Origin of the sequence: Chthonobacter rhizosphaerae, from assembly GCF_013839525.1 — a bacterium.
Lineage (GTDB): Bacteria > Pseudomonadota > Alphaproteobacteria > Rhizobiales > Pleomorphomonadaceae > Chthonobacter > Chthonobacter rhizosphaerae.
Genome location: NZ_JACDIS010000001.1, coordinates 255,387 through 270,467, shown reverse-complemented (window position 1 = coordinate 270,467; position 15,081 = coordinate 255,387). Strand labels below are relative to the sequence as shown.

The following is a 15,081-nucleotide window of genomic DNA, read 5'->3' as shown; positions in this document are numbered from 1 at the left end:
CCGGCCCGAACGAGGAAAGGAAACGTCATGACCGCGGTGCAATCCAAGGCCGTCGAGCCCCCTCTGAAGGACCTCTACGACGTCGGCGAGATCCCGCCGCTCGGCCACGTGCCGTCGAAGATGTGGGCCTGGGCGATCCGCCGCGAGCGGCACGGCCCGCCGGACACGGCCATGCAGCTGGAAGTCGTCCCGACCTGGGAGATCGACAGCAACGAGGTGCTGGTGCTCGTGATGGCGGCCGGCATCAACTACAACGGCGTCTGGGCCTCGCTCGGCAAGCCGATCTCGCCCTTCGACGGTCACAAGCAGCCCTTCCACATCGCCGGGTCGGACGCCTCCGGCATCGTCTGGGCGGTCGGCTCCAAGGTCACCCGCTGGAAGGTGGGCGACGAGGTGGTTGTGCACTGCAACCAGGACGCCGGCGACGACGAGGAATGCAACGGCGGCGACCCGATGCTGTCGCCGACCCAGCGCATCTGGGGCTACGAGACGGGCGACGGCTCGTTCGCGCAGTTCTGCCGGGTGCAGAGCCGCCAGCTGCTGGCGCGGCCCAAGCACCTGACCTGGGAGGAGGCCGCGTCCTACACGCTGACGCTCGCCACCGCCTACCGCATGCTCTACGGCCACGCGCCGCACACCTTGAAGCCGGGCCAGAACGTGCTCGTCTGGGGCGCCTCGGGCGGCCTCGGCGTGTTCGCCGTGCAGATCTGCGCGGCCGTCGGCGCCAACGCCATCGGGGTGATCTCCGACGAGAGCAAGCGCGACTACGTGATGAGCCTCGGCGCCAAGGGCGTGATCAACCGCAAGGACTTCAAGTGCTGGGGCCAGCTGCCGACGGTCGGCTCGCCCGAGTACGACACCTGGTTCGCCGAGGCGCGCAAGTTCGGCAAGGCCATCTGGGACATCACCGGCAAGGGCAACAACGTCGACATCGTGTTCGAGCACCCGGGCGAGAGCACCTTCCCGGTGTCGTCCTTCGTGGTGAAGCGCGGCGGCATGGTGGTGTTCTGCGCCGGCACCACCGGATTCAACATCACCTTCGACGCCCGCTACGTCTGGATGCACCAGAAGCGCATCCAGGGCTCGCACTTCGCCCACCTGAAGCAGGCGTCCGAGGCCAACCGCTTCGTGCTCGACCGCCGGGTGGACCCGTGCATGTCGGAAGTGTTCGCCTGGGACCAGATCCCGGCGGCGCACATGAAGATGTGGCGGAACGAGCACGCGCCCGGCAACATGGCGGTGCTCGTCAGCGCCCCGAAGGCCGGCCTCGTGACCTACGAGGACGTGCTGGAGGCGAGCGCCGCCCGCTGACGGCGCACGGCGACGCGACGGTTCGAGGCGGCCCTCCGGGGCCGCCTTTTTCATTCGGCTGGGAGGGGCGGACGGGTCCGCCGGGCCGGCGGGCGAGCGGTCTTCGGCGAAGCACCTTGTCGGATTTCGGCATTGTCCGGCCGGGCGGGCCCGCATAGACGGTGCTGGATCACCCACGGACCTCAAGGCCTGCCGCCGCGGAGGACATCTTGGCCGAGACCGCATCGCCCGTCCTCACCGTTTCGAAGGACCCGCCGCTGGTGCGCGCGGCGCCGCTGGTGTTCGTGGCGCTCTGGTCGACGGGCTTCATCGCCGCCAAGTTCGGCGCGCCGGTGGCCGGGCCGTTCTCGTTGCTGGCGCTCCGGATGGCCCTGGTGGTGCCGATCCTCGCCGGGCTTTCGCTGCTTCTCGGGGCCGAGTGGCCGCGCGGCCGGGCCGCCGTCCACGCCATGGTGGCGGGCGCGCTCATCCACGGCGTCTATCTCGGCGGCATCTTCTGGGCGGTGAAGCACGGCCTGCCGGCGGGCCTTTCCGGCCTCGTGGTGGGGCTCCAGCCGGTGCTGACGGCGCTGTTCGCCCGCCTGCTCCTCGGCGAGCGGCTGACGGGCGCGCATCTCGCCGGCCTCGTGCTCGGCCTTGCGGGCATCGCCCTGGTGCTGGCGCCGAAGCTGACCGGGATCGACTCGGTCGATCCCGTGGTGGCGGCGGTGGCGCTCGGCGCGGTGGCGGCGATCGCGTTCGGCACCGTCTACAGCAAGCGGACCGGCGCCGGCGGCGCGCTGGTGCCGGGGACGGCGCTGCAGTTCGTGGGCGCGGCGCTGGTGGTGGTGCCGATGGCCGCCTCCGAAGGCTTCGCCTACGTGCCCTCGATGCAGCTGGCGCTCGTGACCGGCTGGCTGGTGCTGGTGCTCTCCATCGGGGCGGTGCTCCTGATGCTGTGGCTGATGCGCCGGGGCGCGGTGTCGTCGGTGGCGACGCTCTTCTACCTGGTGCCGCCGACCACGGCCTTCTTCGCCTGGATCGCCTTCGGCGAGACGCTGCAGCCGGTGCAGATCGTCGGCACCGTGCTGGTGGTGGCGGCGGTGCGGGTGGCGACGCGCAAGGGCAAGGCCTGATCCGACGAGGCGCGGTCCGGGGGATCTAATCCAAAGGGGGTCTGGACTTCCCCGGCCCGAGCCGACCAAATCGCCGCACATCGGAACAAGCCGCTTCGGCTGGGAGGGCGTGCATGGCGACCACGATCTACGACGTCGGCCTCGACAAGAACCCTGCGAACCATCAGCCGCTGACGCCCCTGACCTTCCTGGAGCGGGCGGCGGACGTCTACCCGGACCGGGTTGCGATCGTGCACGGGCGCCTGCGCCAGACCTACCGCGACCTGCGCGCCCGGGCCCACCGGCTGGGCTCGGCCCTGAAGGCGCGTGGCCTCGGCCGGGGCGACACGGTGGCGGTGATGCTGGCCAACACGCCGGCGATGATCGAGTGCCACTACGGCGTGCCGCTCTGCGGGGCGGTGCTGAACACGCTGAACACCCGGCTGGACGCCGCGACGCTCGCCTTCATCCTCGACCACGGCGAGGCGAAGGTGCTGATCACCGACCGGGAGTTCTCCGCCGTGATCGCGGAGGCGCTGTCGATAGCCACCGTGAAGCCGCTGGTCATCGACTACGACGATCCGGAGTTCGCCCAGACGGGCGCGCGGCTCGGCGCGCTCGACTACGAGGCGCTGCTTGACGAGGGCGACGAGGCCTTCACGGCCGCGCCGGCCGACGAGTGGGACGCCATCAGCCTCAACTACACCTCCGGCACCACGTCGAACCCGAAGGGCGTGGTCTACCACCACCGGGGCGCGCACCTGCTGGCTCTCGGCAACGTGGTGACCTGCGCCATGCCGAAGCACGCGGTCTATCTCTGGACCCTGCCGATGTTCCACTGCAACGGCTGGTGCTTCCCCTGGTCGGTGTCGGCGGTGGCCGGCACCCACGTGTGCCTGAGGGCGGTGCGGGCGGCGCCGATCTATGATGCGATCGCGGAGCACGGCGTGACGCACATGTCCGGCGCGCCGATCGTGATGTCGATCATCCTCGGCGCCAAGGAGGAGGAGAAGCGGCCCGTGACCGTGCCGGTGACCTTCCTCACCGCCGCCGCGCCGCCGCCGGAGGCGGTGCTCGCCGCCATGAAGGCGGCCGGCTTCGCGGTGACCCACCTCTACGGCCTGACCGAGACCTACGGGCCGGCGGTGGTGAACGAGTGGAACAGCGACTGGGACGCGCTCGGCGCCTCCGAATGGGCGACCCGCAAGGCCCGGCAGGGCGTTCGCTACCTGCTGCTCGACGGCCTGGACGTGATGGACCCGGAGACCATGACGCCGGTGCCGGCGGACGGCGCGACCATCGGCGAGGTGATGTTCCGCGGCAACGTGGTGATGAAGGGCTACCTGAAGAACGCCAAGGCCACGGGCGAGGCCTTCGCGGGCGGCTGGTTCCACTCCGGCGACCTCGGCGTGAAGCACCCGGACGGCTACCTGCAGCTGAAGGACCGGTCCAAGGACATCATCATCTCCGGCGGCGAGAACATCTCGTCCATCGAGGTGGAGGACGTGCTCTACAAGCATCCGGCGGTGGCGAGCGCCGCCGTGGTGGCCAAGCCCGACGAGAAGTGGGGCGAGACGCCCTGCGCCTTCGTGGAGCTGAAGCCCGGCGCGACCGCGACCGCCGAGGAGCTGATCGCCTGGTGCCGGGAGAACCTCGCCCACTACAAGGCGCCGCGCCACGTGGTGTTCTCCGAACTGCCGCGCACGTCCACGGGCAAGATCCAGAAGTTCAAGCTGCGCGACCAGGTGAAGGGCTAGGCCGATGGAAGCCATGACCGAGGAACCGCACGTGACCGTCGCCGTGGCGGACGGCGTGGCGACGCTGACGCTGAACCGGCCGGACCGGGCGAACGTGCTCTCGGCCGCCATGATCGAGGCGCTCGACGGCGCGATCCAGGCGGCGGACGCGGACCCGGCGGTGCGGGTGCTGGTGATCGCCGCCAAGGGGCGGATCTTCTCAGCCGGGCACGATCTGGCGGAGGTGCGCGACCTGCCGGACCAGGCGGCCCGGGAGGCGCTGTTCGCCCGCTGCTCGGCCATGATGCAGCGGATCGCTGCCTGCCGGGTGCCGGTGATCGCCAAGGTGCAGGGGGCGGCGGTGGCCGCCGGGTGCCAGCTGGTGGCGACCTGCGACCTCGCCTATGCGGCGGAGGGAGCGAAGTTCGGCGTCAGCGGCATCAACCTCGGCCTCTTCTGCTCGACGCCGTCCGTGGCGCTGACCCGGGCCGTGGCGCCGAAGCAGGCGCTCGACCTGCTCTTCACCGGGCGGCTGATCCCGGCGGAGCGGGCGGCGGCCATCGGGCTCGTGAGCGCGACCGTGCCGGCGGCCGACCTCGACGGCGCCGTGGACGAGGCGGCGGGGCTGATCGCCCGCAAACCGCCGGCGGCGGTGGAACTCGGCAAGCGGCTCGTCCGCGATCAGGCGGGGCTCGCCGTCGCGGACGCCTACGACCTCGCCGGCCGGCGCATGGCCGAGAACATGGACCTCGCCGAGACCGGCCGCCTCATCGACGGCTTCCTCGGCAGGTCGTGAGCGCCGCGCGGCCGGCCCGGGCGGCCGGCCGGTTCGCGGGACGGCGGCCGACGGGCGAAACCGTCGGCCAGCCGCGACAGCCGTGCGTCAACCGCTGCGGCTCTGGTCGGACTTCGACCCGCCGGCGTTGTCCGCGCCGGACCCCTGGCCGCCGCCGGACTTGCCGGCCGGCTTCTGGCCCTTGACGGTATCCAGCTCCTTGTCGTGCTCCATGTCCTTGCGGAGAGCCTGGCCCATGGTGCCCTGCTGGTTGGATTCGGCCATGTGCGTGGTCCTTTCCTGTCCGACCCGGCGGTGAGCCGGGCCTGCCTGAAGGCTAACCCCCGTCGTCCGCTCCCGTTCCGGCCCGCCCGGACGAGGTCGGCGAGCGTCCCGGCGTCGCGGCGGGAACGGCGGCCCGTTCCGGCTGTTCGGGAGCGAAAAGGCGACGGACCCGATGGCGACGGCCCAAAGAGCAGACCTCACGACCCTAGCGGCGGCGATCCGCGACCGGCGCTGCATCCTGTTCGCGGGCGCGGGCGTCTCCATGGCGGTCGGCCTGCCGTCCTGGGCCGACCTCATCGAATACATGGCAGCGGAGGCGGGCGTGGACCCGACGCTCGCCCGGCTCGGCGGCGGCACCGGCTACCACACGCTCGCCGAATACTACCGCATCCGCCAGGGCGCGATCGGGCCGCTGCGGAGCTGGATGGACCGGCACTGGTCTGTCTCGACCGAGGCGGTGGCCGGGTCCGAGATCCACCGGCTGATCGTGTCGCTCGGCTTTCCGCTGATCTACACGACGAACTTCGACCGCAACCTGGAGGTCGCCCACCAGATCCACGGCCGGCCGTTCGCCAAGGTCACCAACGCCAAGGACATCTCCCGCGCGCTCGACACGGTGACGCAGATCGTCAAGTTCCACGGCGACTTCGACGACGACCTCTCGCTGGTGCTCGCCGAGAGCGACTATTTCGAGCGGCTCGCCTTCGAGGGGCCGCTCGACATGAAGCTGAAGGCGGACGCGCTGGGGCGGACGCTGCTGTTCGTCGGCTATTCCATGTCGGACATCAACATCCGCATGCTGCTCTACCAGCTCTGGCGGGTGTGGAGGACGTCCGGCCACGACGCGGACCGGCCGCCCTCCTTCGTGTTCCTGCCCGAGGACAACCCGGTGCAGCGGACCGTGCTCGGCCACTGGGGGATCACCGTGCTGTCCGGCGAAGGGGACGATCCGGGCGAGGCGCTCCGGCGCTTCCTGGAGGACCTGGCGGCCGCGGTGGCGGAGGCGGCCGGCGACTGAGCGCATCCGCCCGGACGGTCGGAACCGAAGGGCGCGGCGGATGCTTCGGCCCGGGTGAACCTCGAACGGAAAGGCCCGTCATGTCCGAAGCGTCCGAAGGCCGGATGGAAACGGTGGTGCTCGCCGGCGGCGTCGCGCTCGGCGCCTACCAGGGCGGCGCCCTGGAGGCGATGGCCGAGGCGCAGGTGCGGCCGGCCTGGATCGCCGCCACCTCGATCGGCGGCGTCAACGGGGCCATCCTCCTCGGCGGACCGCGCGAGGACGCGGCCGCGCGACTGAAGGCCTTCTGGGACGCGGCGAGCTTCAGCCCGCCGGTGCCGCGGCCATCGGCGGTCGGCTGGACGGGGCCGGACTGGATGGAGCGGGCGCTCGGCCTCGCCTCGGCGGCTCAGACCCATCTCGCCGGCAACCCGGGCCTCTTCCGCCCGCGCGTGCCGCCGACCACGGACAGCGGCGGCGTGCCGAGTCTCTACGACAACGCGCCGCTCCGGCGGCTTCTGGAGCGCTCCGTCGACTTCGACCGGCTGAACGACGGCGCGGTGCGGTTCACCCTCCTTGCGGTGGACGTGGCGACCGGCGAGGAGGTGGTGTTCGACACCGCCGCCGGTGACCGGATCGGGGCCGACCACCTGATCGCGGCGTCCGGCCTGATGCCGGACTTCGCGCCGGTGGCCGTGGCCGGCCGGGTGCTCGGCGACGGCGCCTTCCGGCACAACGCGCCACTCCACCTGGTGCTGGGCGACCCGCAGGCGCGCCGACGCGACCTGCGCTGCCTCGTGCTCGACCTCTTCGCGGTGGACGGGGCGCGGCCGGGGAGCCTCGGAGCCGCCGCCGAACGGCGGCTCGACCTTCTGTTCGGCGGCCAGACCGCTTCGATCCTGGAGGCGGCCGGCCGGGAGGACCGGTTGCGGCGGCTGATCGGGCGGCTCGCGGGCGACGACGAGGCGGCCCGCCGGGAGGCGGTGACGGGCGACCGGCTGGTGGTGCACATGGCCTATCGGAACGACGGCCGCGAGGCCTACTCGGAGAAGATGTTCGACTTCTCGCGCGCCATGCTGGACGCCCGCTGGGACCGCGGCCGGCAGGACATGGCGGCGGCGCTGGCGGTGCCGGGCGGGGCGGCCGGCCTCACGGTGGTGCGGGTGCGGGAGGGGCGCGCGGCGGCGGCTTGACGGCGCGGGCCGGCTCGACGGCGCGAGCTTGACCGGCGCGCGGGAACAAAGGCCGGGCCCCGACCCTTTCTGGCCTGACCCGCAGCCCGTTTCTCCCCGAGACCTTTGTTCCAGGAAGGCCCGACCCCATGCCGACCATCCGCTCCACCCTCGCCGCCCTTCTCGCCGCCGCCGGCGCGCTCGCCGCCACGGGGGCGTCCGCCGAGACCGTCCGGGTCGGCATGTCCGGCGGCTATTTCCCGTTCACCTTCGTGGAGCAGGACGAACTGAAGGGCTTCGAGGTGGACTTCATGCGGGCGGTGGGCGAGGAGATCGGCGCCGAGATCCAGTTCGAGACCATGAGCTTCTCCGGCCTGATCGGCGCGCTGCAGGCGGGCCGGATCGACACGGTGGCGAACCAGATCACCATCACGGACGAGCGGAAGGCCCGCTTCGCCTTCTCGCAGCCCTACGTCTACGACGGCGCCCAGGTGGTGACGCGCCAGGGCAACGACGAGATTACCGGTCCGGAGTCCCTCAAGGGGCGCTCGGTGGCGGTCAACCTCGGGTCCAATTTCGAGGAACTCATGAAGGCGCTGCCCTACGCCAGCGAGATCGACATCCGCACCTATGAGAGCAACATCGAGCAGGACACCGCGCTCGGGCGCGTGGACGCCTTCGTGATGGACCGGGTGAGCGCCAGCCAGGTGATCAAGGAGAAGGGACTGCCGCTGCAGCTCGCCGGAAAGCCCTTCTCCACCATCGAGAACGCGCTGCCCTTCCGCAACGACGAGGCCGGCCTCGCGCTCCGCGACCGGGTGGACCGGGCGATCACGACGCTGAAGGAGAACGGCCGGCTGAAGGAGATCTCCATGAAGTGGCTGGGGATCGACGTCACCACCGCGCCCTGACCGCCTTCCCGACCACTCCTTGACCACCCCTTGATCGCCACGCGGGGAGCGCCGTCCCGGTGTTCGACGTCGGCTACATGATCGGGCTGATGCCCGTCCTCCTCGGCTACCTGCCGCTGACGCTCCAGATCGCGACGGCGTCGATGGCCTTCGCCCTGGTGCTCGCCTGCCTGCTCGCCATCGTGCGGGTGCTGGCGGTGCCGGGGCTCGACCTCGTCGTCCGGCTGTTCATCTCCTTCTTCCGCGGCACGCCGCTCCTGGTGCAGCTGTTCCTGTTCTACTACGGCCTGCCGCAGGTGATCGGCTTCCTCCTCGCCATCAACGGCATCACCGCCGCCATCCTGGGGCTGACGCTGCACTTTGCCGCCTACATGGCGGAATCGATCCGGGCGGCGATCGTGGGGGTGGACCGCAGCCAGAGCGAGGCGGCGCTCTCGGTCGGCATGACGACGGGCCAGATGATGCGCCGGATCGTGCTGCCGCAGGCCGCGCGGGTGGCCGCGCCGACGCTGATGAACTACTTCATCGACATGATCAAATCGACCTCCCTCGCCTTCACGCTCGGGGTCACCGAACTGATGGGCGCGACCCAGAAGGAGGCGGCCGGCAGCTTCCGTTACCTGGAGGCTTTCCTGGCCGTGGCGGTGATCTACTGGGTGGTGGTGGAGGCGCTCTCCGTGGTCCAGCGCCGGCTGGAGACGGCGCTCGGCCGGGCGTACCGCCGATGATCGCCGTGGAGGGGCTCGTCAAGCGCTTTGGCGACCGGACCGTGCTCGACGGGGTGGACCTGTCGATCCGGCGCGGCGAGATCGTGGTCGTGATCGGCCCGTCCGGAACCGGCAAGTCGACGCTCCTGCGCTGCTTCAACTACCTGGAACGGCCGGACGCCGGGATCGTCCGGGTGGGCGACGTGACGGTCGACGCCCGCACGGCGACGAAGGCCGAGATCCTGGCGCTCCGCCGCGCCACCGCCTTCGTGTTCCAATCCTACGCGCTGTTCGCCAACAAGACCGCGCTCCAGAACATCGCCGAAGGCCTGATCGTGGTGAAGAAGGTGCCGAAGCGCGAGGCGCTGGAGAGGGCGCGCGCCATCCTGGACCGCGTCGGCCTCGGAGACCGGGCGGACGCCTATCCGGCGGCGCTTTCGGGCGGCCAGCAGCAGCGGGTGGGCATCGGCCGGGCGATGGCGCTCGAGGCCGACCTCATCCTCTTCGACGAACCCACGTCGTCGCTCGACCCGGAATGGGTGCAGGAGGTGCTGGACGTGATGAAGAGCCTCGCGGAAAGCCACCAGACCATGCTGGTGGTGACCCACGAGATGAGCTTCGCCCGCGACGTGGCGGACCGGGTCGTGTTCATGGACGGGGGCCGGATCGTCGAGGAGGGACCGCCGGGCCGGCTGTTCTCCGATCCCTCCGACGAGCGCACCCGCGGCTTCCTGCGCAAGATCCTGGCCGGGCAGGGCGGCTGAGCGGGCCGCCGGCCCGCGTCCGTCAGCGGGCGAGGAGATCGCGCCGGAGCGGCATGGTCATGCAGTGGACGCTGCCGCCGCCGGCGGAGAAGAGGTTGAGGTCGGGCTCGTAGACCGCGATGCCATCCGCCTTCAGCATGTCGTTGATGCGCCGGGAGTGGCGGGGGCTAACCACCCGGTCGCCGCCGAGGGCGAGCACGTTGCAGCCCATCTGGCCCATGGCCTCCTTGTAGGTGACCGGCAGGAGGCGGATGCCGTGGGCGCGGAACCAGTCCAGGTGCTCGTCGTCGATCACGTCCACGCACGCGATGGCGAGGCCGTCCGTCACCATGGAGAAGATCACGTCGAGGTGGAGGAAGTGCTCGGCGAAGGGTATGACGCGCACGTCCCAGCCGTCGGCCCGGAACCAGGCGGCGAACTGCTCGGCGCCCTCCGCGGTGGTGCGCTCGCCCGTGTAGCCGATCGCCATCACGCCCGGTCGGATGATGTGGATGTCGCCGCCCTCCACGGCGCCGGACGAGGCGTAGCGGACGATGGGGCAGCCGCTCTCCTCGTAGAAGCGGATCACCGAGGCGATCTCGCCCCGGCGCTGGGGCCGGAACAGCTGGGTGAGAACCGGGCCGAAGGGCGTCACCTGCGAGGAGTCGCGGGTGTAGATCTGGTAGGGCAGCTGCGGCTCGGGCGTCAGGTAGTGGCACGTGACGCCGGCGCTCTCCAGGCAGTCGGTGAGCTCGCGGAACTGGGACTGGAGCGCCTGCACGTCCGGCATGCCGCCGCCGGACGCGAGCGTCTTGCGGGCGATGTCGTTGGTGGGGATCCACTCGTAGAAGTCGGGCGGGCAGAGGAGGACGTCCCTGAGGACGCCGGTCTCGCTGTCGATCGTCCACTTCGGCGCGGGGGCGGTCATCGCGTCACCTGTTCCTGGTCTTGCGGTCTGCGGACCGGCACGACGGCCGATCCGTCGGCGGCTGGCGAGGGCTGGCGCGCCGCTCAGGGCAGGCGGCGGTCGTTCACGAGCGGCCGCGTGACGGGCTCGTCCTCCTCGATGGAGGAGAAGCGGTCCAGAGGTTCGGCGAAATAGTTGTCGGTGGCGTCGTCGTTGACCGACGACACCTCGCCGATCACCACGTCGCCGCCCTCGCCCCAGAAGGCGTGGAAGGTGCCGGGGAAGAGGGTGATGCTCTCGCCCGGCCGGAGATGGACGACGGTGCCGGGGTCCAGGTGGCGGACGAGGCCGTCCAGGTGGGCGACGACCACCCGGGTCTTGTCGATCGCGCCGTCCGGGCCGGCCTCGAACAGCTTGATGCCGAGGGTGGCGCCCGCATCGAGGCTCGCCCGGTTGATGATGTCCTCCACCTTGTGGACGTGGCGGTGCATGGGCGTCAGCTGGTCCCGGCGAGAGATCATGATCTTCTCCGCATAGGGCCGGTTGCCGTCGCCGCCCTCCGGCCGGCCGTTGCGGGCGGTGAAGAGGAGGAGGCCCCGGCGGGCGAAGTCGCCGCCGCCGAAGTCGGTGACGTCCCAGCCGCAGCCGGTGTCCACCAGGCCGCGGGCGGCCTCGCCGGCGGCGGCCCAGTCGTCCGCCGTCCAGGCGGCGAACGGCGGGAGGGCGAGCCCGGCGCGGCGGAAGTCCGCTTCCGCGCGGGCGATGTGGGCGTTGATCTCGGACCTCTTCATGGGGGCTTTCCTCTCGCCGGACCGGTTCGACGCGCCGGTCTCGGTCCATGCCGTCGTGTGTAGGCAACCGCCGGGCGGCTGTCCACGGTGGGGGTGAGGGCGGGCCGCGACGGGCGGGGCTGCGGCCTGTCGGAACTGCCGATCGGACGGCGAAAACCGATGGGATCGCAACGGAGCGTTAACCCTGTTGCCGCAAGGCGGGATCTCTCGGGGCGTCTGGCGTGTTCACCATGCGACGGCGAATTTTATTCGAATGCGCCGCTTGGGTCCGAGGGCCGCCAATGATGCCGAACCATGAGCCGAAGCTTTCGTACGATCTGCAGCGTCACCTGGGACGCTGCGTGAGGCTGGGTGCGGACGCGGTGCTGGAAGAACCCCTGAGCGACCGGATGGCGGATCTCCTCAGCCGCCTGGACGCGCGGGAGCGCAAGCGCCCTACGTCGGAGACCCGCCCGTCGGACGCGTGACGTGCCGATGCCGGCGCACAAGCGGGCGCCGGTGCGGGCCAGAGGTCCGCGAACCTGATGTCCGCAAAAACAGATGTGAGAGTAACACTTCGTTTTTTGTCATTTCTTTACCTCGGGTGACCTAGCGTTCCGCTCGCACATCTTGCGACCTGCCGACGCGATTACCCCACCCATGTCGATCCAGCAGCCGCCTTCCGGAGTTCTCGGCGCCGACATCCTCCGTCTCGCGGTGGCGGCTTCGGGCGATCTCCTGTTCGTCCTGTCGCCGGAAGGCGAGGTGCTTTCGGCGGACGGCGGGTCCACCGGGGCGTTCGGCGTCGATCCGGCGGCGGCGGTCGGGCGGTCCTGGCCGGACTTCTTCCACGAGGCCGACAGGGCGCCGGCCGGGGACGCCCTCAGGATCGCCGCCGACGGCGGATGTGCCCGGGTCACCGGCCGCGTGGAAGGCCCGGACGGCACGGTCCGCCACTGGCGCTCCACGGTGACGCGGGCACCGGCTGAGGATGGGCGGGTCCGGCTCCTGGCGGTCGCCCGGGACGTGTCGGAGGAGGCGGCGCTGACGGCGACCCTCGACCGGCGCGAGCGCCTGCACCGGGCGCTGAAGGAGGCGACGGCGGAGATCGTCTGGCACCTGGACCTCCGCGCCGGGCGCTGCGACCGGCACGGCTTCGAGGCCTTCACCGGCCACGCGCTGGCGGCGGAGGACCATCACGGCTGGCTCGCCTGGATGCATCCGGACGACCGGGACCGGGCGCTGACGGACATCGATGCCGCCACGGCGGCACGGCGGCCCTACATGATCGACTACCGGTTTCTCCACCGCAGCGGCGAGTGGCGGATGGTGGAGGACCACGGCGTGCCGCTGCTCGGTCCGGACGGCGAGATCACCGACTGGATCGGGATCATCACCGATATCCACGACCGGCGCCGGGCCGACGAGAAGCTGCGGCGGAGCGAGCAGCGGCTGCGGCTCGCCATCGAGGCGACCGGTCTCGGCACCTGGGACGTGGACGTGCGGACGGGCGCCCGGGAATGGTCTGACGAGCTGAAGGCCATGCTCGGCCTGCCGCCGGAGGCGGTGGAGACCGAGGCCCTGCTCCTGGATCGGGTGCACCCGGACGACCGGGCGGACGTGGCGCGCCACAACGTGACCACCTTCCTGCAGACCGCCGGCAGCCCGAGCGCCACCTTCCGGGTGGTGCGGGCCGACACCGGCGCGGTGCGGTGGATCAAGTCGCAGGGCCGGGTCGTCCTGGACGAGCAGGGTCGGCCGCTCCGGCGGATCGGCACCTTCCAGGACGTGACCGAGCAGCACGAGACCCGGCTGGCCCTGAAGCTCGCCTTCCGGCGCCATCAGGCGCTGATCGCCGCCACCTCGGAGATCGTCTGGCACACCAACGCGGAGCAGAACGCCAAGGACGGCAACGGCTGGACCGAGTTCACCGGCCAGTCCCTGGAGGAGGCGGACGGCCGGGGCTGGCTGGCGGTGATCCACCCGGACGACCGGGATGAGGTCTGGCGGACGAGCCGGGACGCCATGGAGGCGGGCCGGCCCTATTCGAGCGAATACCGGTTGCGCCACGTGAGCGGCGAATGGCGCTGGGTGGTGGACCGGGTGGTGCCGCTCGTGGACGAGGACGGCCGGATCGGCGAATGGGTCGGCATCATCGCGGACATCCACAAGCGCAAGACCGCCGAGGAGGCGATCCTGAGGGCGGCGCGGACCGACGACCTGACCGGGCTCGCCAACCGGGCGCTGTTCCACGAGGACCTGGAGCGGCAGGTGGCGGCGGTGCGGGCGGACGGGCGCTGCGTCGGCCTGATCCTGATCGACCTCGACCACTTCAAGGAGGTGAACGACAGCCTCGGCCACGACGCCGGCGACCACGTGCTGACGACCGTGGCCGACCGGCTGCGGGCGACCCTGCCGGCGGCCACCACCATCGCGCGGCTCGGCGGCGACGAGTTCGGCGTGCTGCTGCCGGCGGACGGGGAGGCGGACGTGACGGCGGCGGTGGACGCGGTGCTGGAGGCCCTGCGCCAGCCGCTCTCGGTGGCCGGCCGCGACCTCGACGGAGCCGCGACCCTCGGCTACGCCATCCATCCGCTGCACGATCCGGACCCCTCCGCGCTCCTGAAGAACGCCGACATCGCCCTCTACGCCGCCAAGCACGACGGGCGCGGGCAGGCGTTCCGGTTCGCTCCGGCCATGCGGTCCGAGCTCGACCGCCGGGTGACGGTGCTGCGGAACGCCCGCCGGGCGCTCGCGACCGACGCCATCGTGCCGGTCTACCAGCCCAAGGTCTCGCTCGCCGACGGGCGGGTGGTGGGGTTCGAGGCGCTGCTCCGGTGGCGCGACGACGGGGCGCTGCGCAGCCCCGCGAGCCTCCAGGAGGCGTTCGCCGACGCCGGGCTTTCGGCCCGGCTCGGCGCCTGCATGCTCGCCAAGACGACGGCCGACATGGCCGCCTGGACGGCCGCCGGCGTGCCCTACGGCCAGGTGGCCATCAACGTGGCGGCGCCGGAATTCCATCAGCCGTCCTTCGTGCCGGGCATCCTCGGCCGTCTCGCCGCCTGCGGCCTGCCGCCGTCCGTGCTGGAGATCGAGGTGACCGAGAGCGTGCTCCTGGAGAGCGGCAAGCAGGCGGTCTCGACGGCGCTCCGGGCGCTGCACGCGGCGGGCGTCGCCATCACGCTCGACGACTTCGGCACCGGATACGCCTCGCTGACCCACCTGAAGAAACATCCGGTGTCCTGGCTGAAGATCGACCGCTCGTTCGTGTCCAACCTGGAGACCGACCGGGACTCCGCCGCCATCGTGCAGGCGGTGCTCGGCATGGCGCGCAACATCGGGATCAGGGTCGTGGCGGAGGGCGTGGAGACCCGGTGGCAGCGGGATTTCCTGGCCCGCAACGCCTGCGACGTGGCGCAGGGCTTCCTGATCGCGCGGCCCATGCCGGCGGGCGAGGTGCCGCTCTTCCTCTCCCGGCACCAGGCCGGCGGACGCCGCCGGACGATGGCGCCCGGCGCCTGAGGTCCGGCGCGGCGCGCGCCCTTCGTGCGACTCCCATCCTTTAAACGGGGGCGGGCCGGTGCTAGTGTCGCGGCCGTCCGGTGACGGCGCCCGGACGGCCGCTCCGGACGCCGACCCTTTTCTCGACGCTCTCCTCACTTCTCGATCGGGG

At 71.4% G+C, this 15,081-nt stretch carries 14 protein-coding genes; 11 read left to right on the top strand and 3 right to left on the bottom strand.

Annotated features, from left to right (window positions below):
* The first annotated feature begins 27 nt into the window (after positions 1 to 27).
* The 4 genes from ccrA (at position 28) to HND91_RS01220 (ending at position 4,937) form a co-directional block, all read left to right on the top strand.
* Positions 28 to 1,311 carry a crotonyl-CoA carboxylase/reductase gene (gene ccrA / locus HND91_RS01235; protein ID WP_181704694.1) on the top strand — a complete coding sequence of 428 codons (1,284 nt, stop codon included), beginning with the start codon at positions 28 to 30 and terminating at the stop codon, positions 1,309 to 1,311.
* Between the two features lie 209 nt (positions 1,312 to 1,520).
* Positions 1,521 to 2,426, top strand: coding sequence for a DMT family transporter (locus HND91_RS01230; protein ID WP_246329237.1), 906 nt, complete (start codon positions 1,521 to 1,523; stop codon positions 2,424 to 2,426).
* Positions 2,427 to 2,539: 113 nt separating this feature from the next.
* The gene (locus HND91_RS01225) at positions 2,540 to 4,162 is read left to right on the top strand and encodes an acyl-CoA synthetase (protein ID WP_181704693.1); all 1,623 of its coding nucleotides are present in this window, start codon (positions 2,540 to 2,542) and stop codon (positions 4,160 to 4,162) included.
* A 13-nt stretch (positions 4,163 to 4,175) separates the two neighbouring features.
* A complete protein-coding gene (locus tag HND91_RS01220) occupies positions 4,176 to 4,937 on the top strand; it encodes an enoyl-CoA hydratase-related protein (protein WP_181704692.1) in 762 nt (253 codons plus the stop codon).
* Between the two features lie 87 nt (positions 4,938 to 5,024).
* Here HND91_RS01220 and HND91_RS01215 read toward each other — a convergent pair whose 3' ends face one another.
* Positions 5,025 to 5,201, bottom strand: coding sequence for a hypothetical protein (locus tag HND91_RS01215; protein ID WP_181704691.1), 177 nt, complete (start codon positions 5,199 to 5,201; stop codon positions 5,025 to 5,027).
* Positions 5,202 to 5,373: 172 nt separating this feature from the next.
* On the opposite strand from HND91_RS01215, the gene HND91_RS01210 reads away from it, so the two are divergent.
* The 5 genes from HND91_RS01210 (at position 5,374) to HND91_RS01190 (ending at position 9,752) form a co-directional block, all read left to right on the top strand.
* On the top strand, positions 5,374 to 6,219 hold the full coding sequence (locus tag HND91_RS01210; protein WP_181704690.1) for an SIR2 family protein: 846 nt from the start codon (positions 5,374 to 5,376) through the stop codon (positions 6,217 to 6,219).
* A gap of 80 nt (positions 6,220 to 6,299) precedes the next feature.
* Positions 6,300 to 7,391 carry a patatin-like phospholipase family protein gene (locus HND91_RS01205; protein WP_181704689.1) on the top strand — a complete coding sequence of 364 codons (1,092 nt, stop codon included), beginning with the start codon at positions 6,300 to 6,302 and terminating at the stop codon, positions 7,389 to 7,391.
* 128 nt (positions 7,392 to 7,519) lie between these two features.
* Positions 7,520 to 8,281 carry an amino acid ABC transporter substrate-binding protein gene (locus HND91_RS01200; protein WP_181704688.1) on the top strand — a complete coding sequence of 254 codons (762 nt, stop codon included), beginning with the start codon at positions 7,520 to 7,522 and terminating at the stop codon, positions 8,279 to 8,281.
* A gap of 59 nt (positions 8,282 to 8,340) precedes the next feature.
* On the top strand, positions 8,341 to 9,009 hold the full coding sequence (locus tag HND91_RS01195) for an amino acid ABC transporter permease (protein ID WP_343057023.1): 669 nt from the start codon (positions 8,341 to 8,343) through the stop codon (positions 9,007 to 9,009).
* Complete coding sequence (locus HND91_RS01190; RefSeq protein ID WP_181704687.1) at positions 9,006 to 9,752, top strand: amino acid ABC transporter ATP-binding protein; 747 nt, start codon at positions 9,006 to 9,008, stop codon at positions 9,750 to 9,752. Before HND91_RS01195 ends, HND91_RS01190 begins: the two co-directional genes overlap by 4 nt.
* A gap of 22 nt (positions 9,753 to 9,774) precedes the next feature.
* On the opposite strand, the gene HND91_RS01185 is transcribed toward HND91_RS01190, so the two are convergent.
* Together HND91_RS01185 and HND91_RS01180 are read right to left on the bottom strand one after the other, a co-directional pair.
* Positions 9,775 to 10,659 (bottom strand): dimethylarginine dimethylaminohydrolase family protein, encoded by an 885-nt coding sequence (locus HND91_RS01185; RefSeq protein ID WP_181704686.1) that lies wholly within the window; start codon positions 10,657 to 10,659, stop codon positions 9,775 to 9,777.
* Positions 10,660 to 10,742: 83 nt separating this feature from the next.
* Positions 10,743 to 11,429: a D-lyxose/D-mannose family sugar isomerase gene (locus HND91_RS01180; protein WP_181704685.1), complete on the bottom strand. Its 687-nt coding sequence runs from the start codon at positions 11,427 to 11,429 to the stop codon at positions 10,743 to 10,745.
* A gap of 341 nt (positions 11,430 to 11,770) precedes the next feature.
* Here HND91_RS01180 and HND91_RS23005 point away from each other — a divergent pair, with 341 nt between their 5' ends.
* On the top strand, positions 11,771 to 11,896 hold the full coding sequence (locus tag HND91_RS23005; RefSeq protein ID WP_281378985.1) for a hypothetical protein: 126 nt from the start codon (positions 11,771 to 11,773) through the stop codon (positions 11,894 to 11,896).
* A 172-nt stretch (positions 11,897 to 12,068) separates the two neighbouring features.
* Complete coding sequence (locus HND91_RS01175; RefSeq protein WP_181704684.1) at positions 12,069 to 14,930, top strand: GGDEF and EAL domain-containing protein; 2,862 nt, start codon at positions 12,069 to 12,071, stop codon at positions 14,928 to 14,930.
* Positions 14,931 to 15,081 lie beyond the last annotated feature (151 nt).

What these genes read in the sequence shown, in the direction of transcription:
- ccrA (WP_181704694.1), top strand. Translation starts at nt 28, where the DNA reads ATGACCGCGGTGCAATCCAAGGCCGTCGAGCCCCCTCTGAAGGACCTC.
- HND91_RS01185 (WP_181704686.1), bottom strand. Translation starts at nt 10,659, where the DNA reads ATGACCGCCCCCGCGCCGAAGTGGACGATCGACAGCGAGACCGGCGTC.
- HND91_RS01180 (WP_181704685.1), bottom strand. Translation starts at nt 11,429, where the DNA reads ATGAAGAGGTCCGAGATCAACGCCCACATCGCCCGCGCGGAAGCGGAC.
- HND91_RS01175 (WP_181704684.1), top strand. Translation starts at nt 12,069, where the DNA reads ATGTCGATCCAGCAGCCGCCTTCCGGAGTTCTCGGCGCCGACATCCTC.
- HND91_RS01210 (WP_181704690.1), top strand. Translation starts at nt 5,374, where the DNA reads ATGGCGACGGCCCAAAGAGCAGACCTCACGACCCTAGCGGCGGCGATC.
- HND91_RS01190 (WP_181704687.1), top strand. Translation starts at nt 9,006, where the DNA reads ATGATCGCCGTGGAGGGGCTCGTCAAGCGCTTTGGCGACCGGACCGTG.
- HND91_RS01200 (WP_181704688.1), top strand. Translation starts at nt 7,520, where the DNA reads ATGCCGACCATCCGCTCCACCCTCGCCGCCCTTCTCGCCGCCGCCGGC.
- HND91_RS01220 (WP_181704692.1), top strand. Translation starts at nt 4,176, where the DNA reads ATGACCGAGGAACCGCACGTGACCGTCGCCGTGGCGGACGGCGTGGCG.
- HND91_RS01225 (WP_181704693.1), top strand. Translation starts at nt 2,540, where the DNA reads ATGGCGACCACGATCTACGACGTCGGCCTCGACAAGAACCCTGCGAAC.
- HND91_RS01215 (WP_181704691.1), bottom strand. Translation starts at nt 5,201, where the DNA reads ATGGCCGAATCCAACCAGCAGGGCACCATGGGCCAGGCTCTCCGCAAG.
- HND91_RS01205 (WP_181704689.1), top strand. Translation starts at nt 6,300, where the DNA reads ATGTCCGAAGCGTCCGAAGGCCGGATGGAAACGGTGGTGCTCGCCGGC.